The sequence below is a fragment of the Armatimonadota bacterium genome (assembly GCA_036504095.1).
Taxonomy (GTDB): Bacteria; Armatimonadota; DTGP01; order JAKQQT01; family JAKQQT01; genus DASXUL01.
Genome location: DASXVS010000050.1, coordinates 1 through 26,329 on the forward strand (window position 1 = coordinate 1; position 26,329 = coordinate 26,329).

The following is a 26,329-nucleotide window of genomic DNA, read 5'->3' on the forward strand; positions in this document are numbered from 1 at the left end:
AGGAACGCAAGAAGGCAGGACTGTTGTCCGCTCCGGCGATAGCGCTGGAAGACAGCAAACCAAAGAACTGACCCACAAGGTCAGACAGGTGGGGAATTTTCACCCGCGCCCAATTGGGGATTTTTCAGGCGCCGTTGACAAGGGTGCAGTAGCATCCGATTCGATATGGGCCGTATGGGTTAACTGCGGCCGTCAGCCTCCCTCGTAGAGCACGGCAGTTCTAATGGCGGTTACTATGGTCCACCACGTAGACGCGATGGGGCCAACTGGCCCCTTTTTTGTGCTCAGAGAGCACCGATCCGCCGGTTCTAGTGCGTCAAATTCACGTTCCAGCGCCGGGTAGCTTTCCTCGATCTGTGTAAGGAGCCCACTGGTGACAATTGTCAGCTGGCCCTCCTGTAGAATGTAGCTCGCCCCTAGTTTTTGCGCCAGTTGGCGTTTGGTTCTAGCGTCACTGTGGGGCAAACGAGCGTGTGCGGTTGCGGCGAACTCCAGTGTGTCGGCAACCACGCGCCAACTTGACCGTACTGAAGCATTCACATCGCGCTCTTTCGCTTGCAAGCCCTCCAGTTCGCGGTCGAGGTACTCCTTTTTCATTTGGTATTCGTTGTCGTCTATTAGTCCGGCCAAGCGCAGATCGAGCAATCGTTCCATTTGCTGCCGAACCCGGTTTCCTGCCGCGCGCAAAGTGGCTCGGCGAGTCTCGGACTCGGTTTCATCGGCCGCAGCCAAGCAATCGATCTCGTTCTTGGCGAACTCCACGAACTCCGGCCGCACTGTGATACCGCGGAGCCTGTCCGCTATCTGTCCTTCGAGTGTCTGCTCGGTGATGCTATTCTTCGACCTTCCGGTGCACTCGCTGTTGGTGCAGTAGTAATAAACATAGTCCCGCATACCCCCAATGCTACGCACCAGCTTTGACTTACGCGTACCGCAAATGTACCGGCCGCAGGCCCCGCAGCGTACGGTGAGACTATAGGCGAACTCCTGTGTACGGGGCGCGGGCTTCCTCAATCCGAGCAATTCAAGCACTCGTTCGTGCTCATCCCAGGTTATCACCGCCGGGTGCTTCCCTTCATACAGCCTGCCACAGTAGCGGAAGTAGCCTGAATAGAACGGATTCTTCAGTATCTTGTAAAAGCCGGCGCGGGACAGTTTGCCGGCGGGCGTACGTCGGCCCGGCTTCGTGCGGTAGCCCCATTCATCATTCAGGCGGATCAGTAGTTTTGGGACCGACGTTTGCCCGGCCAACGCGTCCTTGAACAGACGGGTTATGAGCGGGAGTCGCTCGGGGTCGGCGACCACCTCTCCGCCCACGTTTCGGTAGCCTTCGGGCGCCATATGCGAGCACCACCCCCGTTCAGCGCGGCTCTGCATGCCGCGATTGACATTTTGGACCAGTTCACGGATGTACTGGTTAGCCTGCCCAGTCTCGATGGAGAACAGCAGAGCATTGTCGCCTGGTAGAAAGACCCGGTCCACCGTGCGAATCTCCTTGATAGCCTCCTTCTGCAGTAGCCACTGGATTTGACCGCTGTCGACGGGGTTTCGCGAAAGCCGATTCACATTCCAGCACAGTAGCGCGTCAGCCTCTCCTCGCTCGAACATCCGAAGCATCTCTGCGAAGACCGGACGTTTCCCAGGTTCTTTTGCTGACATCGATTCTGTGAGTTCAGTGATCAGATCCATACCAAATCGGCTGGCGATGTCGCGCATCACCGAAATCTGATCGTCAAGCGATTGAACTTGGCGATCTTCACGGTCGGTCGACTTCCGGGCATACAGCAGGTAACGTAGGGGCATAGCACGTTAGGTGAACAAAATGAAGTAGATCGGTGCAGAGGGCGAGGGCATCCTTGCTGCTTAGTCGCACACCGAAACGCGACTCGTACAGGTCCCGAAATCTCTCGACGGCCTGAGCACTTGGCACTGGCAGTTCCATTTCTTTCCCTTCGCTTAGTGGTATCAAGCAAAGCATGTAACGCCAGGCATTGGCGCGCAACCACGGTCGCGGGCATGCAACGAACGTTGCCAGTATGCAACCATCTGAATTCACCGGCCGCGCGGGCTTAGCGGCTAAGCAAATGACTTTGTGCCATTTCCATGTCTGACATGGACTTTCCGCAGTGTCAAGGTTTTGGATTACTTGATTTCATGACTTAGTCATGATTTCGTGCTTTGCTGAAAGAGAGAAGGCGAACGAACTCATGTGTTTGGAGTTGTTCGGCTGCAACGCCTTTTGCACGGTCCGGTGATTCCCGCCATTTTTGTAGGGAACATTCGTAACCTAAAGGAGGGGCATGACGCATACGTTCCCACGTTTGCTATACAATCGAATCTGGGCGGTGATGCAGCACACCGCCCGCTACAGCTTTGAGGGCCAGGCTCGGCTAGCAGTCGACGCCGGCGTCTCCAAGTCCGCAATAAGCCGATTGCTGTCCGGTGAGTCGGTTACGTCTTATCCGGTCATTTTGGCGGTGGTGAGCTCGTTGGAGAGGCATCTGGGCCGGAAGCTCGATCTGCGCGAGGTCATCTCGACCGATGACACCTATCCGACGTTTTCGGTATGCCGACTGGTCGGCTGCAAGGGCTGTCTGCCGGAAGAGGCCTACGACGATGAGGGAAATCGTACGGCGGCGTTTGCCGGCGTGAAGCCTGGGGAATGGCGCACGACCAAACCGTTGAACGGGGAGGCACAGTGAGGGCCAGTGTCTCGCTGGAGCCTGAGCTGCGGGAACGGCTGCTCGACCTCAGCTACCATGGTTTTGAAGAATGCGTGCGCGAACTGCTCCTGGCGCTTGGCTACCAGGACGCGCGCCTGATGCGCCGGACCCACTGGCGCCAACGCACCACAAACGGCGGCTTCGATGTCGCCGCCTGGTGCGTGAGCGGAGTCACCACAGCCACAGTACTGGTCCAAGTCAAGCAGTACGCGCGCCCCGTCAGCCGTCGCTTTGTCGACGAGCTTCGCGGGACCTTGCTGCGGTCCCATGCCCAGCATGGACTGATCGTGACCCTGTCTACCTTCGCCCGCCCCGCACGGGAAGCCGCGGGCCGCGATATGGTCGCGCCGATCCGTCTTGTAGACGGCGCTGAACTCATCGAACTGCTTGTCCGGCACCGGATTGGGGTCCGCGAAGACGATACCGGTGATGTTGGGATTGATACCGATTATTTCAATCGTCTGGCCGCCGAGTACCCGGCGCGTCCAAAGAACGGCCGCCTACCCGCGAACCATCCCGCCCGCGCGCTGCCGGTATGGCAGTGGAGCGGGTGGCGGCCGACGGGAGGCGGAATGATGTTTCGCACCCACGCCCTGGTCGCCGTGAGTTCGTTATGGTTGCTCCAGACGGTGCCGCCAGGCATCACCGCCGAGAACGTCGGATACCTGTCTGTAATCGCCGTCTTTGGCGCGATGCTTCCCGATCTTGATGCCGCCGAATCCACGATCCGCTCGCTTAGCATGGGCGGGATCCGACCCTTTGCCTTGCTGTCCACGATCGTCCACCGTACGTTCGGCCACCGCGGCCTGCTTCATTCGCTCGTCGCCGTCGCTGCAATCGGCGTTGCGGCCATTTTTCTGGCGCGCTGGTGGGGCTGGCAGCCGTCGGCCGCGCTGTGGCTCGGATACGCCAGCCATCTGACCGCTGATGCATGTACGCGAAGCGGGATTCCCCTGATTCCAGGGCGTGCCCAGCGCCTCCATTTGTTGCCCGCCACCCTTCGCTTCGTGACCGGTTCGGTGGCTGAAGACGTGCTCCTTCCGTTTCTGGCTGCCGCCGTTCTACTCCTACTGTTAACCCGCGCACCCGGTGCCTGATGCTCCGGAATGGCCGCCGACGCGGGCGCCTCCGTGCACTGCGTTAGCGGCTAACCATGCCCGTCTGTAACCATGTTTGAATGCCCGAACCAACAAACCAATCCGACAGGGATCCTTCGTCTGTGTTGTCGTCGGAGCGCGAGGCGAATCCTTTCGTCGTGCTGATGCGTAAGGACAACCAACAACGCGACGGCAGCTTTCGGCCGGTGGCATCGCTGGCTGTAACGAGCGCGTTGCGGACCTCGGGCCTTTGGCGTGCGCTTCCGCCGGAGGAATTCAAGAATTTGATCTTGCTGCTCACATACCTGTCGCCAAACGGCGACTGCCTGGCAGCGGTGACGCACCTTGCCGAGGCGATGGATGTCTCAGAATTCAAGGCGCGCGTCCGCCTCAGCCGACTGGCCAGATTCTCTTGGCACGATCAGCCGCTTGTTATCCAGATCCCCCGTGGGGGTAGCCTGGACGCCTTCGCACCAGCACCATTTCTAGTCCGCCACGAGGAAGCTCCGGCCGTCGCTTCGACAGCCACCGAGACCGCCGAAGAGTTTCCTGGACGTGAAGCGGTTATACGTCACTCGCGAGAGACGTATGCCAGGCCGCGGGCGGAAGTCGAACGGGAGATCGCAGAGGCCAACGGCTGGATCGAGCGGAAGGATGATGGCGAAGCAAGAGCCGCGTTGGTTCGCCTGGGTTTCAGTAACGAAGGCAGCGCCGCGCTCGTAAGCCGGTACGGATCAGCGCGGGTACTTAAGCAGGTCGAATGGCTGCCCTACAGGCACGCCAAAGACCCGATCAGGTTTCTGATCGCCGCCATCGAGCACGGCTACGAGGCGCCGCGAGGCCTTGCCCCACATGTAGAACGCCCGGATACCAGCCAGCCGAAATCTGCGTTGCCATGATCGGCGATCCCTTCGTCCAACTTCCCTCCAGACTCATCGATCGGGTGATGCCTAACGTCACTGACACCGAGTGGCGGGTTTTGTGCGTAGTGGCGCGCGCAACGCTCGGGTGGCGCAACCCTGACGGAACCAAGAAGAGCAGGGACTGGCTGACGCAGAGTCAACTGAAGCGTAGGACGGGCCGGGCTAGCGCAGCGGTAAGTAAAGCGATCGCGGGTCTTGTCGAACGAGGCTTGCTGCGCGTGAGCAGTGAAGATGGACGCAATTTGGATAGCCGCGAAGAACGCCAGCGCAACCACGGTCGAGTCTTCTATGAGTTATCCACAGACGTTCAGCACGATATCGACCGACCATGAGAAGGACCGCTTGGTTGTGTATCATTAAAGCGAACACAGAAATCCAAACACAACAAAATATAGAGATAACAATAGACAATAAGGCGTGGGGATATGTGGATAACTCACCGCACCGCACCGCTTCGCTTGGAATCGCTCGCAAATTAGAGACCAATCGCACGGCAGACCTCCGTGCCTAATCACTGATGAACGCCCTGCGAACAACCGTTTGCCTAATAGCAGGTCTTCGTGTCAGGATGTCTTGCAGAGGCCACAATGGACTCAAGTTGGTGGCAACGAAGGATACTGAGTTTGACCGTTCTAGACTGAAGAGTGGCTATCGGACTCGTAGATGGAGGGTGGATATATATGTCAAGGCGCGCAGTCGTACTGCTTAGCGGCGGGCTGGATTCTACAACGACGCTTGCGATCGCGAAGAACGAGGGGTTCGAGCCGTACGCTCTGACGTTTCGGTACGGGCAGCGCCACGCGTGTGAGATTGACGCGGCGCGACGCATCGCCGTGCAGTTGGGTGCGGCACAACATGTTGTCGCAGAAATCGATCTGCGCGAATTCGGTGGATCCGCCCTCACCGACGATATCGACGTGCCCAAGGGGCGTGATACCGCCGCGATGGCGGACGGCATCCCGATCACGTACGTGCCGGCCCGCAACACCGTGTTTCTCTCCTTTGCGCTGGCCTGGGCGGAGGTCCTTGGGGCCTCGGACATCTTCATCGGGGTGAACGCGTTGGACTACTCCGGTTACCCTGACTGCCGACCCGAGTTCATCGAGGCGTATCAGGCGATGGCGAACCTTGCCACGCGCGCAGGTGTCAAGGGGGGCTCGCGGCTGACCATCCATACACCCCTTATCCAGATGAGCAAGGCGGATATCATCCGCACCGGCCTTTCACTAGGTGTGGACTACGCGGGTACCAGCTCATGCTATGACCCATCCCCAGATGGCGCCGCCTGTGGAGAGTGTGACTCGTGTCTGCTCCGCAAGAAGGGGTTCACGGAGGCCGGACTTCCAGACCCGACGCGTTACAGCAGCGGTGAGGACGAATGAGTTACACCGTCAAGGAGATCTTCTACACCCTCCAGGGAGAGGGGGCTAATACCGGACGCCCGGCCGTGTTCTGTCGCTTCGCCGGATGTAATCTGTGGACCGGGCGCGAAGCCGATCGATCGTCTGCCGTGTGCAAATTCTGTGACACAGATTTCATTGGCACTGACGGGCCGGGCGGTGGGCAGTTCGCGACGGCCGATGAACTGGCCGGAGCTGTAGCGGCGAACTGGCCCTCAGGCAGTGACCGTGCTGGCCCGCTGGTGGTATGCACCGGTGGTGAACCCCTCCTGCAGCTGGACGAGGCCGCCGTTGCCGCCTTTCACCGCGCCGAATTCGAAGTGGCCGTGGAGACGAACGGGACTAGACCCGCCCCCGAGGGAATTGACTGGCTGTGCGTTAGCCCCAAGCACGGTGCCGACCTTGTACTAATATGCGGACAGGAACTAAAGCTTGTGTACCCCCAGTTCGGCGCTGAACCGGAACGCTTCTCTCACTTGCAGTTCGACCACTATTACCTGCAGCCGATGGACGGGCCTCTGCGGGAACGCAATACGCAGTTGGCCCTGGCATACTGTCTCGCGCATCCGCTGTGGCGACTGAGCCTGCAGATGCATAAGTTCGTGGGGATCCCGTGATGACAGTTTTCAAAGAATTCGGGTTCGAGGCGGCGCACCGGCTCCCGAATGTGCCGGAAGGTCACAAGTGCGCCCGATTGCACGGGCACTCGTTCAAGGTCGCCATTCACGTGGCCGGACCTGTGGGTGAGACGACGGGCTGGGTGGTGGACTTCGCCGAGATCAAGGCCGCGTTCAAGCCACTCCTCGACCGCCTGGACCACTACTATCTTAACGAGATCGACGGGCTAGAAAATCCGACAAGCGAGAACCTCGCGCGGTGGATCTGGGTCCGCCTCGCGCCCAATCTTCCGGGCCTCTCACGGATCGTGGTGAACGAGACCTGCACTTCGGGCTGCGCGTACGAAGGGTACGATTCCAGATGATCCTCGAGGACGTCCAGAACCACACCGATACGCGGGCGATCGACCTAGATCAGGTCGGGGTCTCGGACCTTCGATATCCCATTGTCGTTCTCGATCGGAAACAAGGCGAGCAACCCACGGTTGCTACGCTCACAATGTCGGTGAGCCTGCCCCATCACTTTAAGGGCACTCACATGAGCCGCTTCCTGGAAGTGCTCAACGAGCATCGCGGGGAGATTACGGTTCGTACCGTGCCGATGCTCCTGCGAGACCTGAAGACCCGGCTGGAAGCGGAAAGGGCCAGGATCGAGGTACGATTCCCGTATTTCCTCGAGCGAGCGGCCCCGGTAACCGGGGCGACGGCGCTCATGGACTTCGAGTGCGCTTTCATCGGCGAATCGAACGCCACCGATGACTTTCTGCTGCAAGTTCGCGTCCCCGTTACCAGCCTCTGCCCGTGCAGCAAGGCTATTAGCGAGTATGGCGCCCATAACCAACGTGGATACGTAACAATCGAGGTGCGGAGCGTCCTTGCGAATGACGGTCACCCCGAGATCGTCTGGATCGAGGAGTTGATTGATATCGCGGAACGGTCGGCCTCCGCGCCGGTCTATCCGCTACTTAAGCGACCCGACGAACGGCACGTCACAATGCAAGCCTACGACAACCCGGTGTTTGTAGAGGATATCGTACGCAATGCAGCCGTCGCGCTACAGGGTGACCATCGGGTCGCGTGGTTCCGCGTGCATGTTCTGAATCAGGAGAGCATCCACAACCATGCGGCGTTTGCCGAAGTCTCGTGGTCTCGCCCTGAACGATCGGACGATCAGTGAAACCCAACACGCGCCTCCTCAACATCACATCGTGTACGGGCGAGAATGCGGCTACCAGCGATCATGTCACTCACGCTGGAAGTCTACGACTACGGACACCAAACGCTTCGCAGAACGGCGTCCTCTGAACAACAGACGCTCACGCAACCGGTCGGTGGTACTTAGGCGGCATTCGTTAGTTCCATTTGGCTTCTTGCGTACTCTTTGAGCTTCGCCAGTATGGACGAAGAGCCCCTTCCGTCGGGCAGGAGAAGAGGGAGGTTCTTGGGCCTGTTGTCACGGATACAGTCCGTCGCCGGATGTTTGGCGCTGTCGGTTGCCATAACGAAAAGATCCGCCCCTACTGCAAGGGCTTTCAACGAGGCGGTGCATACCTTGTCTCTGTTCGTCCTGATCTTGCAGTTTTTGTTGTACTGGCGGATAGTGTCCACTGCCGATCGGGCGGCACCGTCCGTCAATGTGTAGAGGACTATTGTACCAGACAGGCGGGAGATCACCGCAAGGCTGTCTTCCGCCCTCTCGTCCAAAGCGGCTTCGTCCGGTCGCCGGAAATACTCAGCTAACCCACATGCCTTGGCTAATGAGCGTAGCACCGCCGCGTCCTCGTCGATCAGCCACCCTTGCTCTTGGTATCCCCGCGCATCGGTGAGGACAGCCTGAACACATTCTGTCCGGGCCTCTTCGTCACGGCATGTGTTGTATGTAAGAGCCTGCAGGCAATCCAAGATAGACGAGATCGCGTTTGGCGCTTTGTTCACAGACCAGAGTCTTTGTATGTCCGACACCAGACCGCGGTAGTCCCCTCGGTTCACGTTCAACTGGAGAATGGCATCGACTAGCGTACCATAGAGAGAAAGGTACTGCTCAGGTGGACGCGTGTCGATGTCTGTCGATACTACGTCCAGTGTCGTCAGAAGTATTCGGTAGATGGTGCCGAACTCGCGGCGCGGAAACTCCTCTTCCGCCGCAAAACACCGGATAAGGTATGGTAGTGCTGAGAGGAACTGCGGATTCATGGCATCTGCATTCGCCATGAGCTGTTCGAGTTCCTCGAGTTCCTTGGTGTGGAGAACAAATGTGTGGTCCACTCCGCGTGCAGCGATGTCCTGGGCGATCTCAGCAGCACGCAGCCATGTGGGATCGCGCTGTAAACGTCGGAACCAGCCAGGCCAGTCGCCAGGCATCGCTTCAGGCACGACTCCAATCGCCTGCTCCGACGCGCTGATCCGCTGGTACATCTCGAGGAAGGTGGCGTCCATGAGCAGTTCATCAAGATCATCATTCGCCAGAGCCTCCACGGCACTAGCGGCGAGACGCTCGACATCTGGGCTTCGTAGCGTCGACGCGCAGATAAGCAGGAGGCGCGTTCGATCTATTGATGGAGTCGCGCTAAGGGCACATGCCGTCGCCCCGTCCAGATTGAACTCACCCAGTGCGATGCGAGCTTCAGCAAGTGAGTCGAAGGGTACAGGGCTTCTCTCCTGAACGAGAGCAGCGATGGAACGAAGATAACCATCGTCGGGCAGAGATAACCCGGGTGCCTCGAGCAGTTGGTCGCGAAGGTCCAGCCGAGGGGGCTCGGTACCGACGGCAAGGAGCATAAATGACTTGACCGTCTCGGGAGCGGGAAGGCGCCCCCAGGTCTCGAACAATGCCGGTGCCCTAGGCAAGACATGCTCATGGAAGTGTCGCACCGCGCCTTGTGGGTCTGCTTGCTGCTCGAAGGGCTGCAACTCGACTTTGTACCACGCCTGGATCAGGGCTCGGGTCACGGCCACGGGACGCTGGATATTCAACAGGTCATGGCGGCGCGAGCAGTCAAGCACCTCAGGCCATAGCCCGAGTGTGCTATAGAGCTGGACCTCCAGAAAAGCGAGATTCAGGTGACCGAGTTGTCCTTGTGCCGCGATGGTGGACAGGGCGGAATCGGCGGCGGGCCGGTTGTTGTCCGCAAGCGCCATCTCGAAGTGCCGCAGGAGTCGGCCTTCAGCGATGTGGATGGCGGCCACCCTTCGGTTTTCGGTCCGGCGCACATTCCACATTAGCTCCAAGGCTCTCAGTAAGCGGTGACTCTGTGGATCGGCCGGATCCCGACGGAACTTGTAAGCCGTGAGGTCCAGTTGGAGCAACGCACTTTCCAGAGGGTCATTGGGGTCCAGTTCCGCAGGTACGCCACGGAACGTGGAGAACGACGGTCCGACGAACGCCAACAACTCCTCACGCAGTTCACGCATTTGTCTCGCCGACTCAGCCACAGCGTACCACTGCAGTCGGCCTTCGGCGCTCCTTGGCAGAACCATAGGGAAGCCCAGTTTGCGGAAATCGTCAATCCATGCCCTCGTAGGGCTGGCAATCGGGCTAGTATAACTATCTAGCCTATCCCACTCGATGTCGTTGCCTGGCCCGAAGAAGCGCTGGAGGAAACCAATTCGTCCCGCCTGCTCCATCATCATGGATCGAGTTCCTCCCAGTGTTGCTCTAGCGACAGTCGGTGCTCTGCGATCCTCCCCGACTCCGTGATGAAGGTCGCGCGCTCCTTGAGAACGGCAATGCCGTTGTGCGTGAAGTTGAATGAGCCGAAGAGGTAATACCGGTCGCCTAGCAACCCCTTTTCGTGCAGCGACGGCGTACACTTGATATGGATCTGCGCCGGAAGACGATCCTGTGCATCTGTCATTCGGTCGAGGAACGCCTGGTTCCGGTAATCCTTGCGTGCCAGGACGAGAACTTCGGATCCGGTTTCCGCGAGGCGAATGAGCGCCCTAGACAGGCGGATGGGGACTCGGTCCCAGTCGGGTACTAGGGAGCTGAATTGGCCCGCCGTATTATCGAGGACAGGGATATCGGTAATCCACGGCGAGATGAGGAAGATACGCCGACTAGGCGCGAGCAACTCGGCCGCGAAAACCGATTGAAGGAGTCGCGCGATCTCCCGCGTTCCGTTCCACATGCGGATGTCACGGCTGGATTCCGTCACTGCAGGACCTCCCTTAGGTGTAGGGTGGCCGACCGACCGCCGTGGATACGCTCGGCGCGGACAACGTACGGAAAGAGGCGGAGGAAATGCAACTCGATCGGGTTTACGACCATTCGGAGAATCGCCACTTGAAGAACGTCGCTGTGGGTAGCACCGGCGAAGAGACGGACGCTTCCTCGTGTCGCCAGGGCCTCGCGCGCCACTTCTTCCCAGTCTGGGACGGCTGGATCATCGACAGGCACGTACAGAAGGCATGCCCTCAACTCGGTGAAGAGGAGAAGCGGGTCAGGCCTGGGGAAGTTCGCGTAAGGGTTGTAGACCTCGAGGGATTTCTCCCGCACCACGCTGCCTCGAGGCCAGAGCAATGCGTAGAGGATGGAGGCGCTCTCCTGCGAGGAATCGCCGCCGCCACCGACCGAACTTAGGATACGTGATACGTCATCCGCGATCTCCGGGTTCCGACTGGCACAGTAGCAGAAAACCCGGGCATCAATTTCGACACCAAGGCGCTCCTCTTCCGCAGCCCATGAGTCCAACAGACTCGACAAGAGGGCGTCCGTGTCTGGACCGGTACCCGGGCGCAGCACGCGAGCATTGAGCGCCGTCATGACTGGGCGGGTCACTAGGACCCCCAATTCGTTCAGTACGTTTGTTAGGATGCCACGCGCTACGTCTAACTCGTGATTGTTTTCGGCCCGCCGCACTTGTGCAAATGCCTCCTGGAGAGCGCTGCTTGACTGACTCAGACGCGCCGCATTCGTGAGTTCCTCGTCCACTACCTCGTGGTCGGACGGGCTCAGGGCCATTTCAGCGAGCAGGTAGAAGTAGCGCGGGTCCGACCGATACTGCTGATAGATCTCCTCGACCACGCCGGTTCCGCCGAGGACGGTCTCCGTTATCCAGATCGCCGCGAGACCTTCTGGCAACTCCTCTCCACCAGAAGGAGGTGGACCGGGATCTATGTCCAGGCACAATTCGCCTGCCTGATTTTGCGGGGTAAGAGCATAGCACGCCTGCTGAAATGCGGCGCCCAATGTGAGCGTGAAGCGTTGCCGAATCCACTGCTTGTCAATCGCTACCGCCCCGTGCAGGACCATCGCTAGGCGGAGGAGGCGGTCGCGTACGTTAGTATCCTGGAATAACGACAGCAATCGTTGCTGCAGCTTGCCAGTTGGTATCTCCTCAATGCCCTCGAATCCTTCATCCTCTTCGTCATTCACGGGCAAGGTCTGGAAGATGCTGCTCAACGCCTCCGATACGGACCGATCCCACTCTGGCGTATCGGAATAGTGAGAGATGGCTTCCCGTAGCGTGACTTGGGATCTGCCGGCCCTGGCCAAGAGCATCGAAAGGAACACCAGTGCCAGCCAGTCGAGTAGGAAAGCGTTCTGCTGTGTCGCTTTCCGCAATTCATCGTCATTAGTCACGCTATCTCGGAAATACGCTGTCCGTGATGATCGAAGCACTTCGGGGTTGCTGAGGGCCCTCCCGATCGCATCGTCGGAGATCCGACACAGGAATCGGATGCCATCTACGCACTGTTCGAACCCGACGGCCGCTTGCGCTCCGGGTTCGCCCCGATCTTCTGGCTCCGTAAACCGGATGGTAATGCTCCGGTCTGCCTTGCCCCTGCGGCGAACGTCAGCGCGGGAACCCAGGGAGAACCTCCGCACGACGGACGGACGAGAGAGGTTGTGGGTGCAGAACCGCACGTCCTGGATGAAGCTATCGAAGCCGCACTCCGATGGAACGCCCTCGTTTTCCCCGATATCATCCGCGAACACCTGTGAACGCCATTCCATTCGTGCGTTCGAGGAGGCGAGGACATTGTCAGGCTTTCCCATCGGACAGAGGGCGGTCTTGATCGCCCACGGACGGACGCACATGACATCATTAACGCTGCCTCCTAGTCGCACCTGAAATGTGCCGACGGACTCGTAGGGCGGCGCGCAGTAGGCGTCCACCATCATCTCCTGTAGGTCCGGGCCATCCAGTTCGGGTGGGGCGACCCAATGGGCGTCCTTGGCATGTCGCACGCCAAAACGGCGGGTCACCCGCCCGGGAGGGAGCGTCCGCAGCGCCTGCCCAAGGTCTACGGCCCACTCTCCCGCGTCGCCGTTACCAAAGGCGGGGGTCGTGACGACCACGTCCGGGACATTCAGATCGCTGAAGAGATTATCCGGGATAAACTCGTGCAGAGGCACGGAAGGGCGGTAGTACTCCTGGGCCGATTCGTCGGGCCGGGTGCGGACGTAATTCCACTGGCTGGAGAGTCTGCGCCAAACGGTCGGCAGAACCGCTAGAAGCAGCGGCCGAGGTGGCTCCCAGAACAGCGCGCTGACCTCGTCTTCGGTCAAGCCCAAGGCTGCCGACAAATGCATTGCGAGCGCGTCGCGCTTGGGTCCGCCTTGGAGGACGTCGAGCACGACGCCACAAATCCAATCTTGCCGCTGGCGTTGTCTCGCGTCCTTCGCCGGCTTGACGAGGTCGTCCCACACGCTCCCCGACACTCCCATGGGGAGTAGCCGCGCCAGCCATTCCATGAAGGCATACGTGGCCTGGATGCGCAGCACGTAGCGGTTACGAATGGGAAGGGCGCGGCGCTCGATCACCGGGTCGAAGAGCTGGTCGTAAGCCTGGTAAGCAAGGCGGTCGCGCCCGTAGTCCGACAGAACGACCACCGTCCAGGGCCGCATTTCCCGCGATCGGCCGGCGCGCCCGCGCCGCTGAAGAAAGGACGCGGGATCCCGTGGCGCCTTGTGCTGGAGCACTGCGCCCACACCCTGGTCATTGTATCCGACCTCGAGCGAAGGCGTCGCGATAATGACGTTGCACGCTTCCTGCACACCCGGGTCTTGGGAACTCGTGCGTCCGACTTTGAGACGGTTGTCCCTGCCGAGGTCGTGCCCTATGTACTCGCAGATGTCCCAACACTGCCCCGCATCGAATCTGAGTGCCTTCTCCGGCAGTTGCGCGGCACGAAAGGATGCGAGCGACTGCTTCGAGGTGTATGGCTGGCCGAAGCTATTGCGTCCTTCCGCGTCCAGCAGATCGTGGAAGAAACGGTTCGTCACATCAAGGTCATCCGTGAAGGCGAAGACCTTGTGTCCATAGATCCCACCGCTGATTCCCTGTCCTGGGACGTCTAACACCCTTGGGAGCAGCATGGCCGTCTGGATCGATGTGGCAAGCAGGGATGTCTGCGAGACGGGGTCGCCCCGAAGAACGAGATGATACTCACGTCCCTCCGGGAGCAGTTCTTCGCCGGCATCCAACACCTCAACGGCATCGTGCGGAACGCCAAGCATGTCCGAGAAGAAACCCTGAGGGTCCGCCAGCGTCGCGGACAACCCGACGAACTGCACATTCTGCCCCACTAGATGGCGCCAACGCCGGATTAGGAGACTGACCTGCGCGCCATGTACATCGTGATATGTGTGAACCTCATCGAGCAATAACATGGACGGGGAGCGATGTGAAGGACGGTTGATGCCGAAAAGCCTCCAAGCCCACGTGTTGCTCATCTCACGGTTCAGCATTTCCGTTGTAGTGAATAGAATATCTGGCGGGGTCTTCTCCATCCGGGAGCGGGTAAGAATCACTTCTTCATGACACACTCGGCCCTCGCACCCGGGCCGGGTGCATCGCAACTCCTCTACGCCGGCGAGACGTTGCTCATCGCGCCACACCATGTCGGCGTCACAAGGTTCCGTCTTGCCTGCCACAGGATCGGTGACGCGCATGGCGGGGCAACGAAGATATGGGCATACGCGGCCGGTCTTCGCGGGGTCTGGCTGCCATCCGAAATCCCATTCGGCACGGGTCGGCGTATCGCCAAAATAGGCACCAAGGATGACCTTTCGTCTGGCGGGAGAAGAAATAGCTACGGTATCCGTCCGCCGGGCCTCCCGATAGGCCTCGGTGAACTGGTCCTTCAGTAGTTCCCGGCGGGGGTAGACTGCCAGGGCCTGCGTCCAGGACTCGGTGGCATCCAGACCACGGACCACAGACATCAGGCATGGCAGATAGAATGCCAAGGTCTTTCCAGTACCAGTCCCCGCACAGACGATCATCGCCTTTGTGGGGCCGCCGATGGACCCGAGGAGACGGGCTGCCGCGCGAACTTGAAACCGGGAAAAGCGGAACGGGCCAGAACCGCGGTGAGCAAGCAGAGCCTCGTACGTGCGCTCTTCAATCGGACTAAGCCGGCGGCGCTGGTTGATGAGGTCTAGAGCTGCCTCCGGCAGAACGTCACGAGGCGGGTACAGGCGGGGCCGGATCGCTACCCTGTAATCCGAAACGAGGTTGGGGGCGGTGCGCCAATCGTTCCATGGTAGAATCTGCTTCAGCCGAACGATGAGGCGAACCGATTCTGCAAAGCGTGTACGGTTGATGCGCCGGGTGTCACGCCGTATATCAAAAAGCGATCGGCGCTTGCGCAACCACGCTATCAGATCCTCGGGAGAGGAAGTTGAAGGGAATGCCTGGGCTGCTTCGATTAGGTCGTCGTCCGTGAACCCACCGTCCAGGAAACCCCACGTTAGCAGTTTCCACTCGTCAGCCTCAAGACGATCGAGGAGTGCAAGTGCTGAGCGCTCAAGTTGTTCTTCGTATTGTGACATGGAAAGTGTTCGACAGAGAATGGGCCTTCAGCCACTCTTGGACCTTGTCGGTCAGGATATTGAGTGCGGCTCCGCCGGAGGCAGCAGCACGTAGGAACTTCAGCACATCGTCAGGCAGACTATCACCCGAAAGACGATCCCACTCAATCGCTAATTGGTCCACGGCATTCCGAAAACGGGTGAACTCATCCTGTCGACGAGGGTAACGCACTCCAGCCTGTCCTACGTCGCGCTGAAGCCGGCGGATGTTCGCAATGTCCGACTGGAATCGCGGGAAGCGCTCCAAGGTATCTAGTACAAGAGGATCCATTGAGACGTTATGAAGACCATTGTAGGAGCGCCATGCGTCCGAAAGGTTCTCTGTGAGCTTGGCGGTGAACTCGCCAAGCTCTCGAAAGAAATCGCGATTTCCAGACAGATCGCCGTAAGCCAGAGTATCTTCATGCACCGCCGCACGAATCTCACGAGTTCTTGCTAGAATCCGGCGAGCCCAATCATCAGGTACCTGGACAGGAACGTCATTGCTCTGTAGAACATGAAGGGAGTTGGCGGCGGAGCGTAGGCCGGCCACAGCATCATCGACCTGTCCCCGACGGGTTTGCATTTGCTCGATAAGCCGACGGTCCTGGCGCAGGGCTTGGAGTCTGTTCATGTTCTGTTCCAACCTGCCACAGAGTTCAAGAAGCATGTGCATCCTCCTGAGCAATCATTGAGCAGAGATCAACCAGTGTGTCGAATCCTGTCCGGATAGCGGCCTCCTCGCCACCCAACGTCGCGCCACCCGAAGTATGTTGTATGTCCTGAATGACGCGATCCTCAGTTGCCGTCAGTACTCTTCCTAAGAGATCCAGGAATCTGCGCGTTTTCTCCATGGGGATATGCAAGTCATCGCGACCCAATATGTCCAACCATTCGTTGAGCTGACTGGTTGATGAAAGGGAATTCATCGCTTCGAGAGTGGGACCTAACGGAATGGCCGCGAATTCCTTTGCCGAGTCGATCAGCGCCCGTGGTTCTGGCATGCCACCAAGGGCCGGTACGACACCCATGCCGGAGGCCGTGTGCAGTACCTTCTCCACAGCGGAAGCGAGTGCCGTCTGAGAAGTCCCCTCGGACACGTTTCGACGCAGTGTGTCGCGCCATTCGAAATATCGAGCGCGTTCCTGAACCACGGCGGTCTCTAAAGCATCATCGACCTTCTTTCGAAGGCGCTCGATGTCGCTGTACTCAGACGGCAGTGGAGATGGAATGCACGTCGACGGCAGAGCCAAACGAACAGTCTTCTTCAGGAGCGATAGCAAGGGGCCGGCATCTACTATTTGGGCCGGCAGTGCACCGCCCTTAGTGCAACTAGCGCGGGCCTTAACGATCCTGCTGACTTTGTCACCCAATTCCACGAAATCGCGCAAGAGTGCTTTCCAGACTGGTGAGCGAAAATCCGGGATAGACTCGCCTTCCCAAGGCGCGAACAGGCTGTCTATCTGCTTCTCAGGTTCGGATGTTGATGTGATCCGGCCGCGTAGGCGGGCCCCAATGGCAAGCAGTTCGACTGCAGAGGACAATGGGTCCCATCCGGAACCGGTAGGGAGATCACGGATTTGGCTGAGCACGTGCTTTGATATGTCAGACAGGAGTCGAGCGTAGGCGCGTTGGTAGCGTGCTCCTTCCTCAAACTGCCAGTGACGGTGCAACTGATGTTGGACAAGCCCTTGGAGAGCGATCGCCGTCTGAGTGTTGTCCCAACCAGCGAGAGGCAATATGACGGAAATAGTGGCTTGGCTGACTTGGGTCGATTGCCGTTGGATATTGATGCACAGCCGCTTGAACAGGCGTCCGTCTCCTACAAACGCATCTTGCGCCAACATCTCTGCGTCCCAATCGATGTATGCCACAGTGGCTTCGAAGAGGGTTGTTCGAAGATCCTTGCTAAGGTCGGGTGACAGATGTCCGCCGTTGGCCCACGCATCGAGTTCCTTTACCCCTGGTAACGGTTCTCGCTGACCGTGAATGGGTTTGTCACGCTCGACTACAGTAGGCTCTGGATCCCGCTCAGTTGCGCTGTAACTTGGTGCCTCTCCGGGATTATCCTCGAGTGGTTTCAGGCCAAAGCCACGAAAGACGCCATCAGGTACGCCTCCCAACTGCTCCGGGTTGCCCCAAAGTTCGTAGACGGTACGATACCGACCTAACATGTCAGCAGGGACCCTTCTCTTGAGCTGATCTTCCTTACTGGCAGGCATGCGTCCCCGGCCGAAGTGCGTGAGCAAAGCGGTGGGAGGGAAACGCCCTTCTCGCAACGCCTCGGTATCATGGGCCAAGACGTGTTTCAGCACATGATCTATCAGCACGCGGGGGCTGAAATAGTCGGCATGCTCACGACTCTCAACGGCGCGCCGGAACATCTCATCCAGCGCGGATTCCGTGAAGGGGTATACCCCATACTCTTTACCGTTACCAAATGTACGATGGCACACCTCTTGGTGTGGGCAGCGCAGACAAGCATTGGGCGGTGAAGAAGGCGGCTCGGCCTGTTGGGAGCCGACGGCCCACTCCTTCAATTCACCCTGGTTTACTCTTACGGCATTCAGGTACCGGGCGGCAAAGGCCGCGAGATCCCCCCGAGTGATAACACGGTGGACACCAACACCTTCCAGGTCGAGGTTCACCGCGAGGTCGACCCGGTCCCGTACGTTCTCTTTGAGCACGGCGTAGAAACCCGGCGTGACGGCCATCGCCGTGCGCAGAACGCAAAGCCGGCGGTCACCCTGAACTGGGCGCACGAGAACGGCTTCAAGCAACGGTTGGTCGATTCCCTGCAAACGGGCGAAGTCCTCGATAAGCAGGACCAACTCTCGTCCTTGCGTCGCCAACGTTTCCCGTACCTGGAACAAGAGGTCATTCACGTCTTCTCGTCCCAGGTTGAGCATCTGTCGCAACGCGGCATCGAGGTTGCGGTTCATCCAGTCGACAACGGTCTGTCGATAGGTTTCGGATCGCAGGCTGCCGTAAACGTTTCTAGCCTTCTTGCCAAGGTCGGCGATGTTGAGTTGCCATCGGTCCAACGCCAGGTCCGTTGTCGTGAACTGACGACGGCTCTCTTGCCGTTCCGCATCCGTGCGTCCGACGGCGTGGCGTGCTAGTTGATCGACGATGCTACCCTCGGCGAGAAATGGTCGCCGAAATGCCGCATCGTTTAGCAGGGCCGGCAGTTCTTCGACGAGTTCCTCGCGGGCCTCGGCCGCTTCGCCAGTTAGTTGTTCGTCCCCGGACCGGGGCCCGTTCGGCCCAACGGCAATGGCAAGGTGGCTCAACAGCAATTCACGCGCAAGTGCGGGGCTAAGATCGTTGGATGTCTGCCGAAGTCTGTCGCGGAGGGCGTCAAAGGTCGCGCCTTCCATGCCCTCCAAGATAAGCTCGACAACCTTTTTTAGGTTTGTGTTCGCTCTAGGAACGAGCACAATGTGACGGTCTGCTGTGCGGGGTGTCGTGACCGAAAGCCATCGTATAAGATGGGACTTTCCGGATCCTGGCCAACCTTGAACCATAGCAAGCACGTGGTTTTTGTCTGCATCTAGGAATGCAGAACGAAATCCCTCCTGAGTCAGGATGGGGCCGCCCGTCTCCCCAGCGATGACGTTCGCCTGACGCATCCGCATCGGGGAATGGACGGCGAGAAAGACGTCATCCTCTACTTGAAGCGCCTCAGTATCCATCACGCGCGGGATTCGTTCCGTTTTCCAGCACACATGGTTCTCAAAACTAGTGCTTTGTCCATCCGTCATAGCACAGACCCTCCTGTGTAGCGGACGTGCGTGATGCGGTTCGTGCTTCGTCCCTCCCGAAACACCACACCGCCTGCGTCAGCAAGATGCAGTAACTCCACCTCGGCTCGCTCTTGTAGGGACAAGAACGCGTTGGCCACCGTCGGAGCCAGTGTTTCATCAAATACTGCTGGCTGCTCCCAGGGCTCATCGCGTCCAAACGACCCGCCTGGTAAAACGGGGCAAAGATCGGCAAGCCTATCACAAAACGGAATGATAGGTAGCGCATCATCGTTGACGCCCGAGAAAAGGGTCGGCAATAGGGTGCTGATGGTGGTCGACGGATCGGGAACCAGCGCCTTGCCTACGCCGGGAGAACTGTGCTTCCACGCAAAGCCCAAGTACACGGCCCAGAATCCAAAATTGCCATAGCGTACGCCGCTCATTAGGCCCATGCGATTATCTCCAGTCTGTTCCCGCAAGGCCTTGTCGAGTCCGTTCTCCGTCCCCACGATAACAGAGGGCTCCTGCGCCATGAACCATGCAAGCAGTTTGGCCAGGTCATGATTCTCCGCGTTCTCCGGTGAAAAAATCAGCTGTCGTAGGACCGCACGTAGTCCGTCGGTAGTGAAGTGACCATTGGGAAAAGCGGCTCGGACGGACGGTGTCAACACATACCGGCCCTCAACCAACGTTACGAGACCCAGTTTTGCCGCTTCAGTCAACGTCTGCTTAATCATCTCAGGTTCGCTGGAGTCGAGCAACGACGGTGGTGACATCAGAGCGATAAGCCGAGTTCTGTTTTCGCCTTCAAGGGATGCGGTCAGGAGGTAACGTACCACACCGGCGAGGCGACTCGGTGTGGGAGCTGTGGTATTCAAGACGCTCAAAGCACTTCCCTTTCTTCGAACTCCTCCAAATGAAAATGGGGACAGGATAGAAGGTCGCGGAGGAGGCAGTCCGGCTTTTCCGGGTCTCGCGCGTTCTCTGGGAGAACTAGAATAGTTGGTGCCCGGCGAGTTTCCGAGGAGCGAAGTGGATACCGTGGGATCACTGCGTTGCTGGCATGGAAAACGACCGTCGGAACGCGAGGTAGATCTAGCGAATATTCAGTGGCGCAGAAGATGGGGCGCCGGGCCAATTCCGGGCGTTCTTCCAGCAAGCTGTCCCAAATACCCGATGGAGCGACGACACATTGCACACCCTCGCCGATACACCATCGGAGCAGTCGTGACATACGTCGACTATGGTGGTCCCGTGATTCTGTAACAGGGTAGAAGAGTCCTAACCAAGGGGTACTCGCGCAGATCGTGGCAAGGCGTGGGCCGCAAGACTGGCTTGGTGCCCACGGGGGAGGAGGTGTAGGAGGAGAGATGATAACGGTGCCGTTGGCAACCTTGCGGCAAAACGGACACCCACCGCAACAGAGGGAAACTGAAACTTCGGGCCGCCGGGGTTCACTACGTCGAGCAGGTATATCATATGCCCGCTGCAGTATCTCTCCGATGCAGCAATGCGGGTGGAGCACGTTTGTCATGAACTCCCATTCCAAGTTACCGCGGCGTTGTGCGTCCTCCCTCAGCGGTTTGACCCTTCGCTCCCAAGCTTCTTCGCGGAGGTGGTCCGGAGCTAGAACCCGCACAACGCGCCAACGACCTTCAGGCGTTGCTCCTTCCGATTCTGGCGACGGGATCGGCGGTGGATCATCGTCCAATTCCAGCATCCCGGCGCGAGACATTAGCGTCAGGGTGCGGATGTTCCAGTCCTCATTCAACTCACTTTGCATGTCGATGTCCTCTACTGTATACCCCGGTGGGACATCAACCGGCACTCTAAAACGGTCCGGGTCTTCGGTTCTCTCTTTGTTGTCAAACATCTGGGCCCAACGCTGCAGCCCTCGCTCCAGGCCAATCAAGCGCCTTTGGCCCATGCTGTGCCCGGTCTTGACGTCTTTTCCTGTGTACGCCATTAACGAGATCGATGCGCGGCCATCGCGCCCGCCACGCCCGACCTCTTGGTAAAAGCGATCTAGCGTCTCTGGAACGCATGCGTGTACGACCGCACGCACGTCATCTTTGTCCACACCAAGCCCGAACGCTGAGGTAGCTACCACAATGTCCAGTTTCGCGGCGGCCCACTCGCGGATGATCCGCTCCCGTTCATCGCGATGACTCTTGCCGGTCATCACGGCGAACCGCCGGTAACCGGCGCTTGCCAGGAGTTCCCCCCAGCTTTTCGCATCATTCACTCTGGTCGTGTAGAGAATAAGCGGGCGTGGGAGGTGGCGGAGTGCCTCCATCAGCCGTTCCTGCTTTACGGATTCCGATTGACACGACGCCAGCCAATAGGCCGGCTCTGGGCGCACTTGGGCAGCCGAAACCATGGCGAATGGACCTGGCGTGCCGAACAGGCCCTCAAGCATGTCAAGCGTCGTTTCGGTGAGTGTTGCAGAGAGCAATGTGGTGGTGAATGGCGAGCCTGCGCACTCGCGTAGTAGACGGCGGCGAAGTCCTGCCATTTCCTGGAATGGCGAACGGAAATCGTCGCCCCACTGGTCAACCATGTGGGTTTCGTCCACGACAAACGCCCGAATATATCCCTGTCTGGCCGCCCTGTAGAGAACCGGCTTCAGGCTGCCAATCACACTCTCGGGGGAGGTAAACACAATGCCTTGCGTCCCATCAGCAATTCGTTGCCGAATTCCGAGATTGCGAAGCTTGCTCTCATCGTCAGAACCGGCGAAATACGCCGTAGGATGAGGAAAGTGCGGCGCCAAGGTCCGAGCTTGGTCGAGGCACAGCGCGGTGGTGGGAACAACCACCACAACGACTCCTCCCCCATGGCCAGGCATACTTGGTACCAAACTCTGGATGTGCGCGCAAAGGCTCTTCCCGCTGCCTGTTGGCAGGTTTACGACGAGTGTGGACCCGGGTGGCGCCGAAAGGACAGCGCGCACCGCCTGTCGTTGCCCCGGACTAAGGTAGGTGCTCCGTCCGAGTATCTGGAGAAACGGATCACCTGTCACTCGCTGGTCTTCGCGTCGCGTTTTCTCTCCACAAGCCGCGGCGTCAAGCCCTTCATCTGGAATGTGACGTAGCCAATCGGGTCGCCAGGGCCTCGCCCGGAGCTGCAAAAAGCCCGACGCGGTCGCAAACGCATCTACACCGTGGAGTGCCCAAAGGTCCTTGTCTGGCCATCTGTCCTCAACCGGCACCGTCAAGACAGCTCCGGCACCATGCGGTCGGGTGGATTCGTGGCGGATCACCTGACGAACCAGAGCTGCGCGGTCTGCCGCCGAAGTGCGCTCAGATCGGAGCGCAGAAAGCAGACGCCGGTAGCATCGTGTTTGGCAAAGGGTCGGGTCCCCAATTTGGTGCCCACTTAAGACATCCCGCACGTAGGAGAATTCGTCAAGTTGCGTTGTTGGCATCATTTTGAAATGGGTTTCGCCCCGACAGGACGACAAGACCGATTGCGTCAACGACGGTCATGGGCCGGCTCAGCCCCTCGATTAGGGCCGTATATACACTTCGCTCCGATTCGATTCGCTCCTCCTGAGCGCTGAACGTAGCACTCGATATATCACGTTGGAGTCGTATCGCCTGCCTCAACTGCTCCGTTCGGCGCTCTAGTTCTTGGGATGCTCGTTCGCTAGCCGCACGACACTGGTCCTTGAAGCCGCCGTGATTACGTATGCGAGCTTCCGCAATGTCGCGCACTTCCACGCATTGCGCTTTCCATCGGTCCGACGAGAGTATTTCATCGACGGCCCAAAGACGGCTTGGGCGAAGGTTGTAATCGCTACCACCCTTATCGTGGGCTAGGTAGGGGCGTCGTAAGGCGTTTATTACCACTTCGCGTTGTTCTACACGCATGCTGCTATTGATGAACAGAACCTGGCGGGAAGGTGGGAACCAGGCGTCCGCTTGTCGCAACAGCGGCTTTTCCGCACTCATGGGCCAGTTCGCGTTGGCCAACGCCTTGCGCAAAGGTACGGGATCCGCGCTGACAAGATAGTCTACTTCGAAGAACGTGGCTACGAAATCCTCGCCCAAGCCGTTGAGGTGGCGCCACATAGCATAGGCCCGCCCTCTGTCGTCCCACTGAACCAACCGGGCGACCGCATCGATGAAAGGGTCACCCAAGCGGAATAACTGGAGATCATGTGACTCGCACGCCAAGGATCGATCAAAGGTTCCGTTTCCGGGTTGAAGATCCTCCAGGGTTGAGGTCATGGCGGTTGGCAACAACGTGTTAGGGTGACAGTAATAGTGGACGACGGCCCCTTCACGCCCGGCATGGGGCAACGCGCGCCGCCCGAAGTTCAGTCGGTGGACCAGCCACGCCTCTAAAGCCGCTTGCATCATACGATCCTGCTGGTCCTGAACAATGAGAGTTGGCCAGGACGCCGTTCCCTCTCGGTTAAAGGCATCGATCTCGTCAAGGGCGGACTGTTCGCGCAATGAGTACCGCTCCTGGTCAATGCCCTCCCGGACTTCGGGTATCAGATTGAGAAGGCCCGTCGCCCCCTCCATAAGCGCCATCTCGCGGACCCTTGGCATTACGATATCGCAGTAGAACTGCAGGTCCGCGGCTGATCGCCGAAAGATACCGAAACCTTGGTCTAGAAGTTGGAACCAGGCATCTTGTAACGAGAGAGCGTGGTCGCTGCCGACGAATACGCGGGCCGGGACGCTCGTATTGCGCCCAATCCGGTCAAGGCGGCCGATGCGCTGCTCCAGGCGGTTGGGATCCCACGGAAGATCGAAATGGACAAGCAGGTCGGCAAACTGCAGATTGATACCTTCCTCGCCGGATCGGTCACACACAAGCGTCGCTGTGCCAGTTGCCGCCTCAAATTCGCGCAAACGCTTGTGGTTTTCCGCGGGAGACGCGTCCCAGGTATGGGCGAACACCGTGGCGGGACTCGTACCTGCGCGCAACCGGTCCGCAATCTCATGCGCCGCCTGTGTGAAGGAGGTGAAAACCACGCTGGTCCGGTGCCCGCTTTCACGCGACAACTTGACAGCGCTCACAACGGCATCAACCTGGTCCCAGGCGTCCGGTTCTTGATCAAGCGCATCCAGGAGACTACACAGGAGGTCATCTTCACCCGGAAACGTCACCGGAAGGGACACATCCTCGGCTGCCCACACCCCCAGAATGTCCTCAAAACGCGCCTGATGGCGTACCGTCGCCCTGCGGCAGTGAATGGCCTTTTCCAGCAGGTATAGATACGTACCAGAGCACTCGAGCAAACACCGGAAGATGCGAGAAAGGCTCGCTCGGTAGCCAGTGTCATCGCGTCGGTCCAAAACCGCCGCGGCTGCGCCTTCACGCCACTCCTCCAAGAGGTCCTGGATGCGGGTGCATCTGATATCGACATCGTATTCAGGGGTGACGGGTGAAGAGCCGTCCTCCGGCGCACGATTTCCGAGGGCCTCCCGCGCTTGACTAGATCGCGAAGTTCGGATCATCCGCCGGAAAACGCGATGGGTTTCGCATATGTGAACTCGGACCGAGCGAATGAGCGCGTCCACCCGGTCACGGTCCAGTTCAATCGCGTCGCAACACTCCTGAAGATCGATAGAACGTGCCAGTACCCAGTCATCACTCGCGAGGAGGTCCCGTAGTTCTACCAAGGCCAGACGCAACCTGAGCCGGCTCATCCCCTCGTAGAATGCCAGCAGGAACTCGCCGATCCGCTGGCGATCACAGATGCGCTTCTGGAAGGATGCCACGTCGTCGAGTCTGTAACTCTCGGGTTCGAGCAGATGAAGCATTCCAAGGAAGTCACGCTCGTGATGAAGGGCAGGAGTTGCCGATAACAGCAGCAAGCGAGGGGCCGCGTGTGATAGGAGGCGGCATTTCTCGTAGAGCCACGCTCGGCGTGGATCCCGAAGTGCTGCAGCCACGTGTTGAGCTTCATCGATAACTACTAGATCGAATTGACCCAGACTGGCGTCTAGCAACTCGTCTGTGGCCCGAATGACGATCTGGGGGCTGTCAGGGTTCAGACGGATCTTGTCGCGGAGTTCCGACCGCCATTGCGCTTCCAGTAGTGGCGGTACGATGACTAGAACGCGAGCCTTGGGATCATCCAAGAGGAGTTGGCGAATGATCACGCCGGCCTCAATCGTCTTCCCGAGTCCGACCTCGTCGGCGAGTAGATACCGTTGAACAGGATCTTCCAGTACTCGCCGTGTAACTTCCAACTGGTGAGGGTACAGGCGGATGCGGGAGGAAACAACGCCCGTCAAGCCCCTGACGGCCGCCCGCTGTTCGACAAGGGACTGCTGGAAAGCAGACCGAGCTGAGTGGAAGAACGGTGTCTCGTGAGCCCGGTAGATGAGGGTTTCCACAGGATCGCCGGCAAGTTCCAAACAACGAACGTAAACGCCGGTCTCAGGTATCAGTTCACCCTTCTTCTCCGGAAAACTGACTTCGAATTCAATATCCTTCGTCTGCGGGTCGGTTGCCACATCAGTGATTCGGCCCATACGCCAGTTGCGTTCGTCTCCATCTGCCGGGACATAGCACCGTGTCTGCGCCGTGGGTAGCCCACGGCGCAGAGAGCTTACGGGGACCGTCTCGACATCACGCCGCGATACCGAGATAAACCACTCAATCGTTGCGATCGAACCATGCGTCGACAGGAGTTTCGCGAATCCCCTCGCGTCTTCCTCAACGGTGACGAAACATCCAGGACGTAATGTTAGGAACGAGGGCATAGTTGGGTACTCTGCTGCTGTTGAACGGTAGGAGATGCGGTAGCGACCATCGATTCAGTTGCGTGTCATAGGCATGGTGCGTTTGGATGGCCTCTGGTGTCAACGGGCCGTTACCGATTGGGGTGTCCGCGAGAGCAAGCGAGGTGACCCTGTTGAACAAGCACCTCGATGCGAAAAGCTCAGCACGCGGGGAACTTCACGCCGCCCTCTCCGTCACGCGGGGGATTTCCTTTAGGGCATCACCCATTTCGTTCGCGCTATCACACAACTGTGAATGAGTTGTAAAGCGGCTTTCGCCGTC

16 protein-coding genes are annotated in these 26,329 nt (G+C 59.0%); 7 read left to right on the forward strand and 9 right to left on the reverse strand.

Annotated features, from left to right (window positions below; genetic code table 11):
* Positions 1-192 precede the first annotated feature (192 nt).
* Positions 193-1,803, reverse strand: a complete 1,611-nt coding sequence (locus VGM51_12620) for a recombinase family protein (protein ID HEY3413878.1) — start codon at positions 1,801-1,803, stop codon at positions 193-195.
* A gap of 497 nt (positions 1,804-2,300) precedes the next feature.
* Here VGM51_12620 and VGM51_12625 point away from each other — a divergent pair, with 497 nt between their 5' ends.
* The 7 genes from VGM51_12625 (at position 2,301) to folE2 (ending at position 7,937) form a co-directional block, all read left to right on the forward strand.
* Positions 2,301-2,702, forward strand: coding sequence for a helix-turn-helix transcriptional regulator (locus VGM51_12625; GenBank protein ID HEY3413879.1), 402 nt, complete (start codon positions 2,301-2,303; stop codon positions 2,700-2,702).
* Positions 2,663-3,820: a restriction endonuclease gene (locus VGM51_12630; protein ID HEY3413880.1), complete on the forward strand. Its 1,158-nt coding sequence runs from the start codon at positions 2,663-2,665 to the stop codon at positions 3,818-3,820. The genes VGM51_12625 and VGM51_12630 overlap by 40 nt, the downstream gene beginning before the upstream one ends.
* A 122-nt stretch (positions 3,821-3,942) precedes the next feature.
* Positions 3,943-4,719: a hypothetical protein gene (locus tag VGM51_12635; protein HEY3413881.1), complete on the forward strand. Its 777-nt coding sequence runs from the start codon at positions 3,943-3,945 to the stop codon at positions 4,717-4,719.
* 704 nt (positions 4,720-5,423) lie between these two features.
* The gene (gene queC / locus VGM51_12640) at positions 5,424-6,125 is read left to right on the forward strand and encodes a 7-cyano-7-deazaguanine synthase QueC (protein ID HEY3413882.1); all 702 of its coding nucleotides are present in this window, start codon (positions 5,424-5,426) and stop codon (positions 6,123-6,125) included.
* Positions 6,122-6,760, forward strand: a complete 639-nt coding sequence (queE, locus tag VGM51_12645) for a 7-carboxy-7-deazaguanine synthase (protein ID HEY3413883.1) — start codon at positions 6,122-6,124, stop codon at positions 6,758-6,760. The genes queC and queE overlap by 4 nt, the downstream gene beginning before the upstream one ends.
* Positions 6,760-7,125 carry a 6-carboxytetrahydropterin synthase QueD gene (queD, locus tag VGM51_12650; GenBank protein ID HEY3413884.1) on the forward strand — a complete coding sequence of 122 codons (366 nt, stop codon included), beginning with the start codon at positions 6,760-6,762 and terminating at the stop codon, positions 7,123-7,125. The genes queE and queD overlap by 1 nt, the downstream gene beginning before the upstream one ends.
* Positions 7,122-7,937 (forward strand): GTP cyclohydrolase FolE2, encoded by an 816-nt coding sequence (gene folE2 / locus VGM51_12655; GenBank protein HEY3413885.1) that lies wholly within the window; start codon positions 7,122-7,124, stop codon positions 7,935-7,937. Before queD ends, folE2 begins: the two co-directional genes overlap by 4 nt.
* A 161-nt stretch (positions 7,938-8,098) precedes the next feature.
* On the opposite strand, the gene dpdD is transcribed toward folE2, so the two are convergent.
* The 8 genes from dpdD to dpdE are packed head-to-tail and all read right to left on the reverse strand — an operon-like array spanning position 8,099 to position 26,028.
* Positions 8,099-10,390, reverse strand: a complete 2,292-nt coding sequence (gene dpdD, locus VGM51_12660) for a protein DpdD (protein ID HEY3413886.1) — start codon at positions 10,388-10,390, stop codon at positions 8,099-8,101.
* Positions 10,387-10,914: a phospholipase D-like domain-containing protein DpdK gene (dpdK, locus tag VGM51_12665; protein HEY3413887.1), complete on the reverse strand. Its 528-nt coding sequence runs from the start codon at positions 10,912-10,914 to the stop codon at positions 10,387-10,389. The genes dpdD and dpdK overlap by 4 nt, the downstream gene beginning before the upstream one ends.
* Entirely contained in the window at positions 10,911-15,536 is a 4,626-nt protein-coding gene (dpdJ, locus tag VGM51_12670; GenBank protein HEY3413888.1) for a protein DpdJ, read from the reverse strand. The genes dpdK and dpdJ overlap by 4 nt, the downstream gene beginning before the upstream one ends.
* Entirely contained in the window at positions 15,511-16,224 is a 714-nt protein-coding gene (locus VGM51_12675; protein ID HEY3413889.1) for a hypothetical protein, read from the reverse strand. Before VGM51_12675 ends, dpdJ begins: the two co-directional genes overlap by 26 nt.
* Positions 16,214-19,318, reverse strand: coding sequence for a protein DpdH (dpdH, locus tag VGM51_12680; protein HEY3413890.1), 3,105 nt, complete (start codon positions 19,316-19,318; stop codon positions 16,214-16,216). The genes VGM51_12675 and dpdH overlap by 11 nt, the downstream gene beginning before the upstream one ends.
* Entirely contained in the window at positions 19,315-20,187 is an 873-nt protein-coding gene (dpdG, locus tag VGM51_12685) for a protein DpdG (protein HEY3413891.1), read from the reverse strand. The genes dpdH and dpdG overlap by 4 nt, the downstream gene beginning before the upstream one ends.
* Complete coding sequence (gene dpdF / locus VGM51_12690; protein HEY3413892.1) at positions 20,184-22,730, reverse strand: protein DpdF; 2,547 nt, start codon at positions 22,728-22,730, stop codon at positions 20,184-20,186. Before dpdF ends, dpdG begins: the two co-directional genes overlap by 4 nt.
* On the reverse strand, positions 22,708-26,028 hold the full coding sequence (gene dpdE / locus VGM51_12695; protein HEY3413893.1) for a protein DpdE: 3,321 nt from the start codon (positions 26,026-26,028) through the stop codon (positions 22,708-22,710). The genes dpdF and dpdE overlap by 23 nt, the downstream gene beginning before the upstream one ends.
* Positions 26,029-26,329 lie beyond the last annotated feature (301 nt).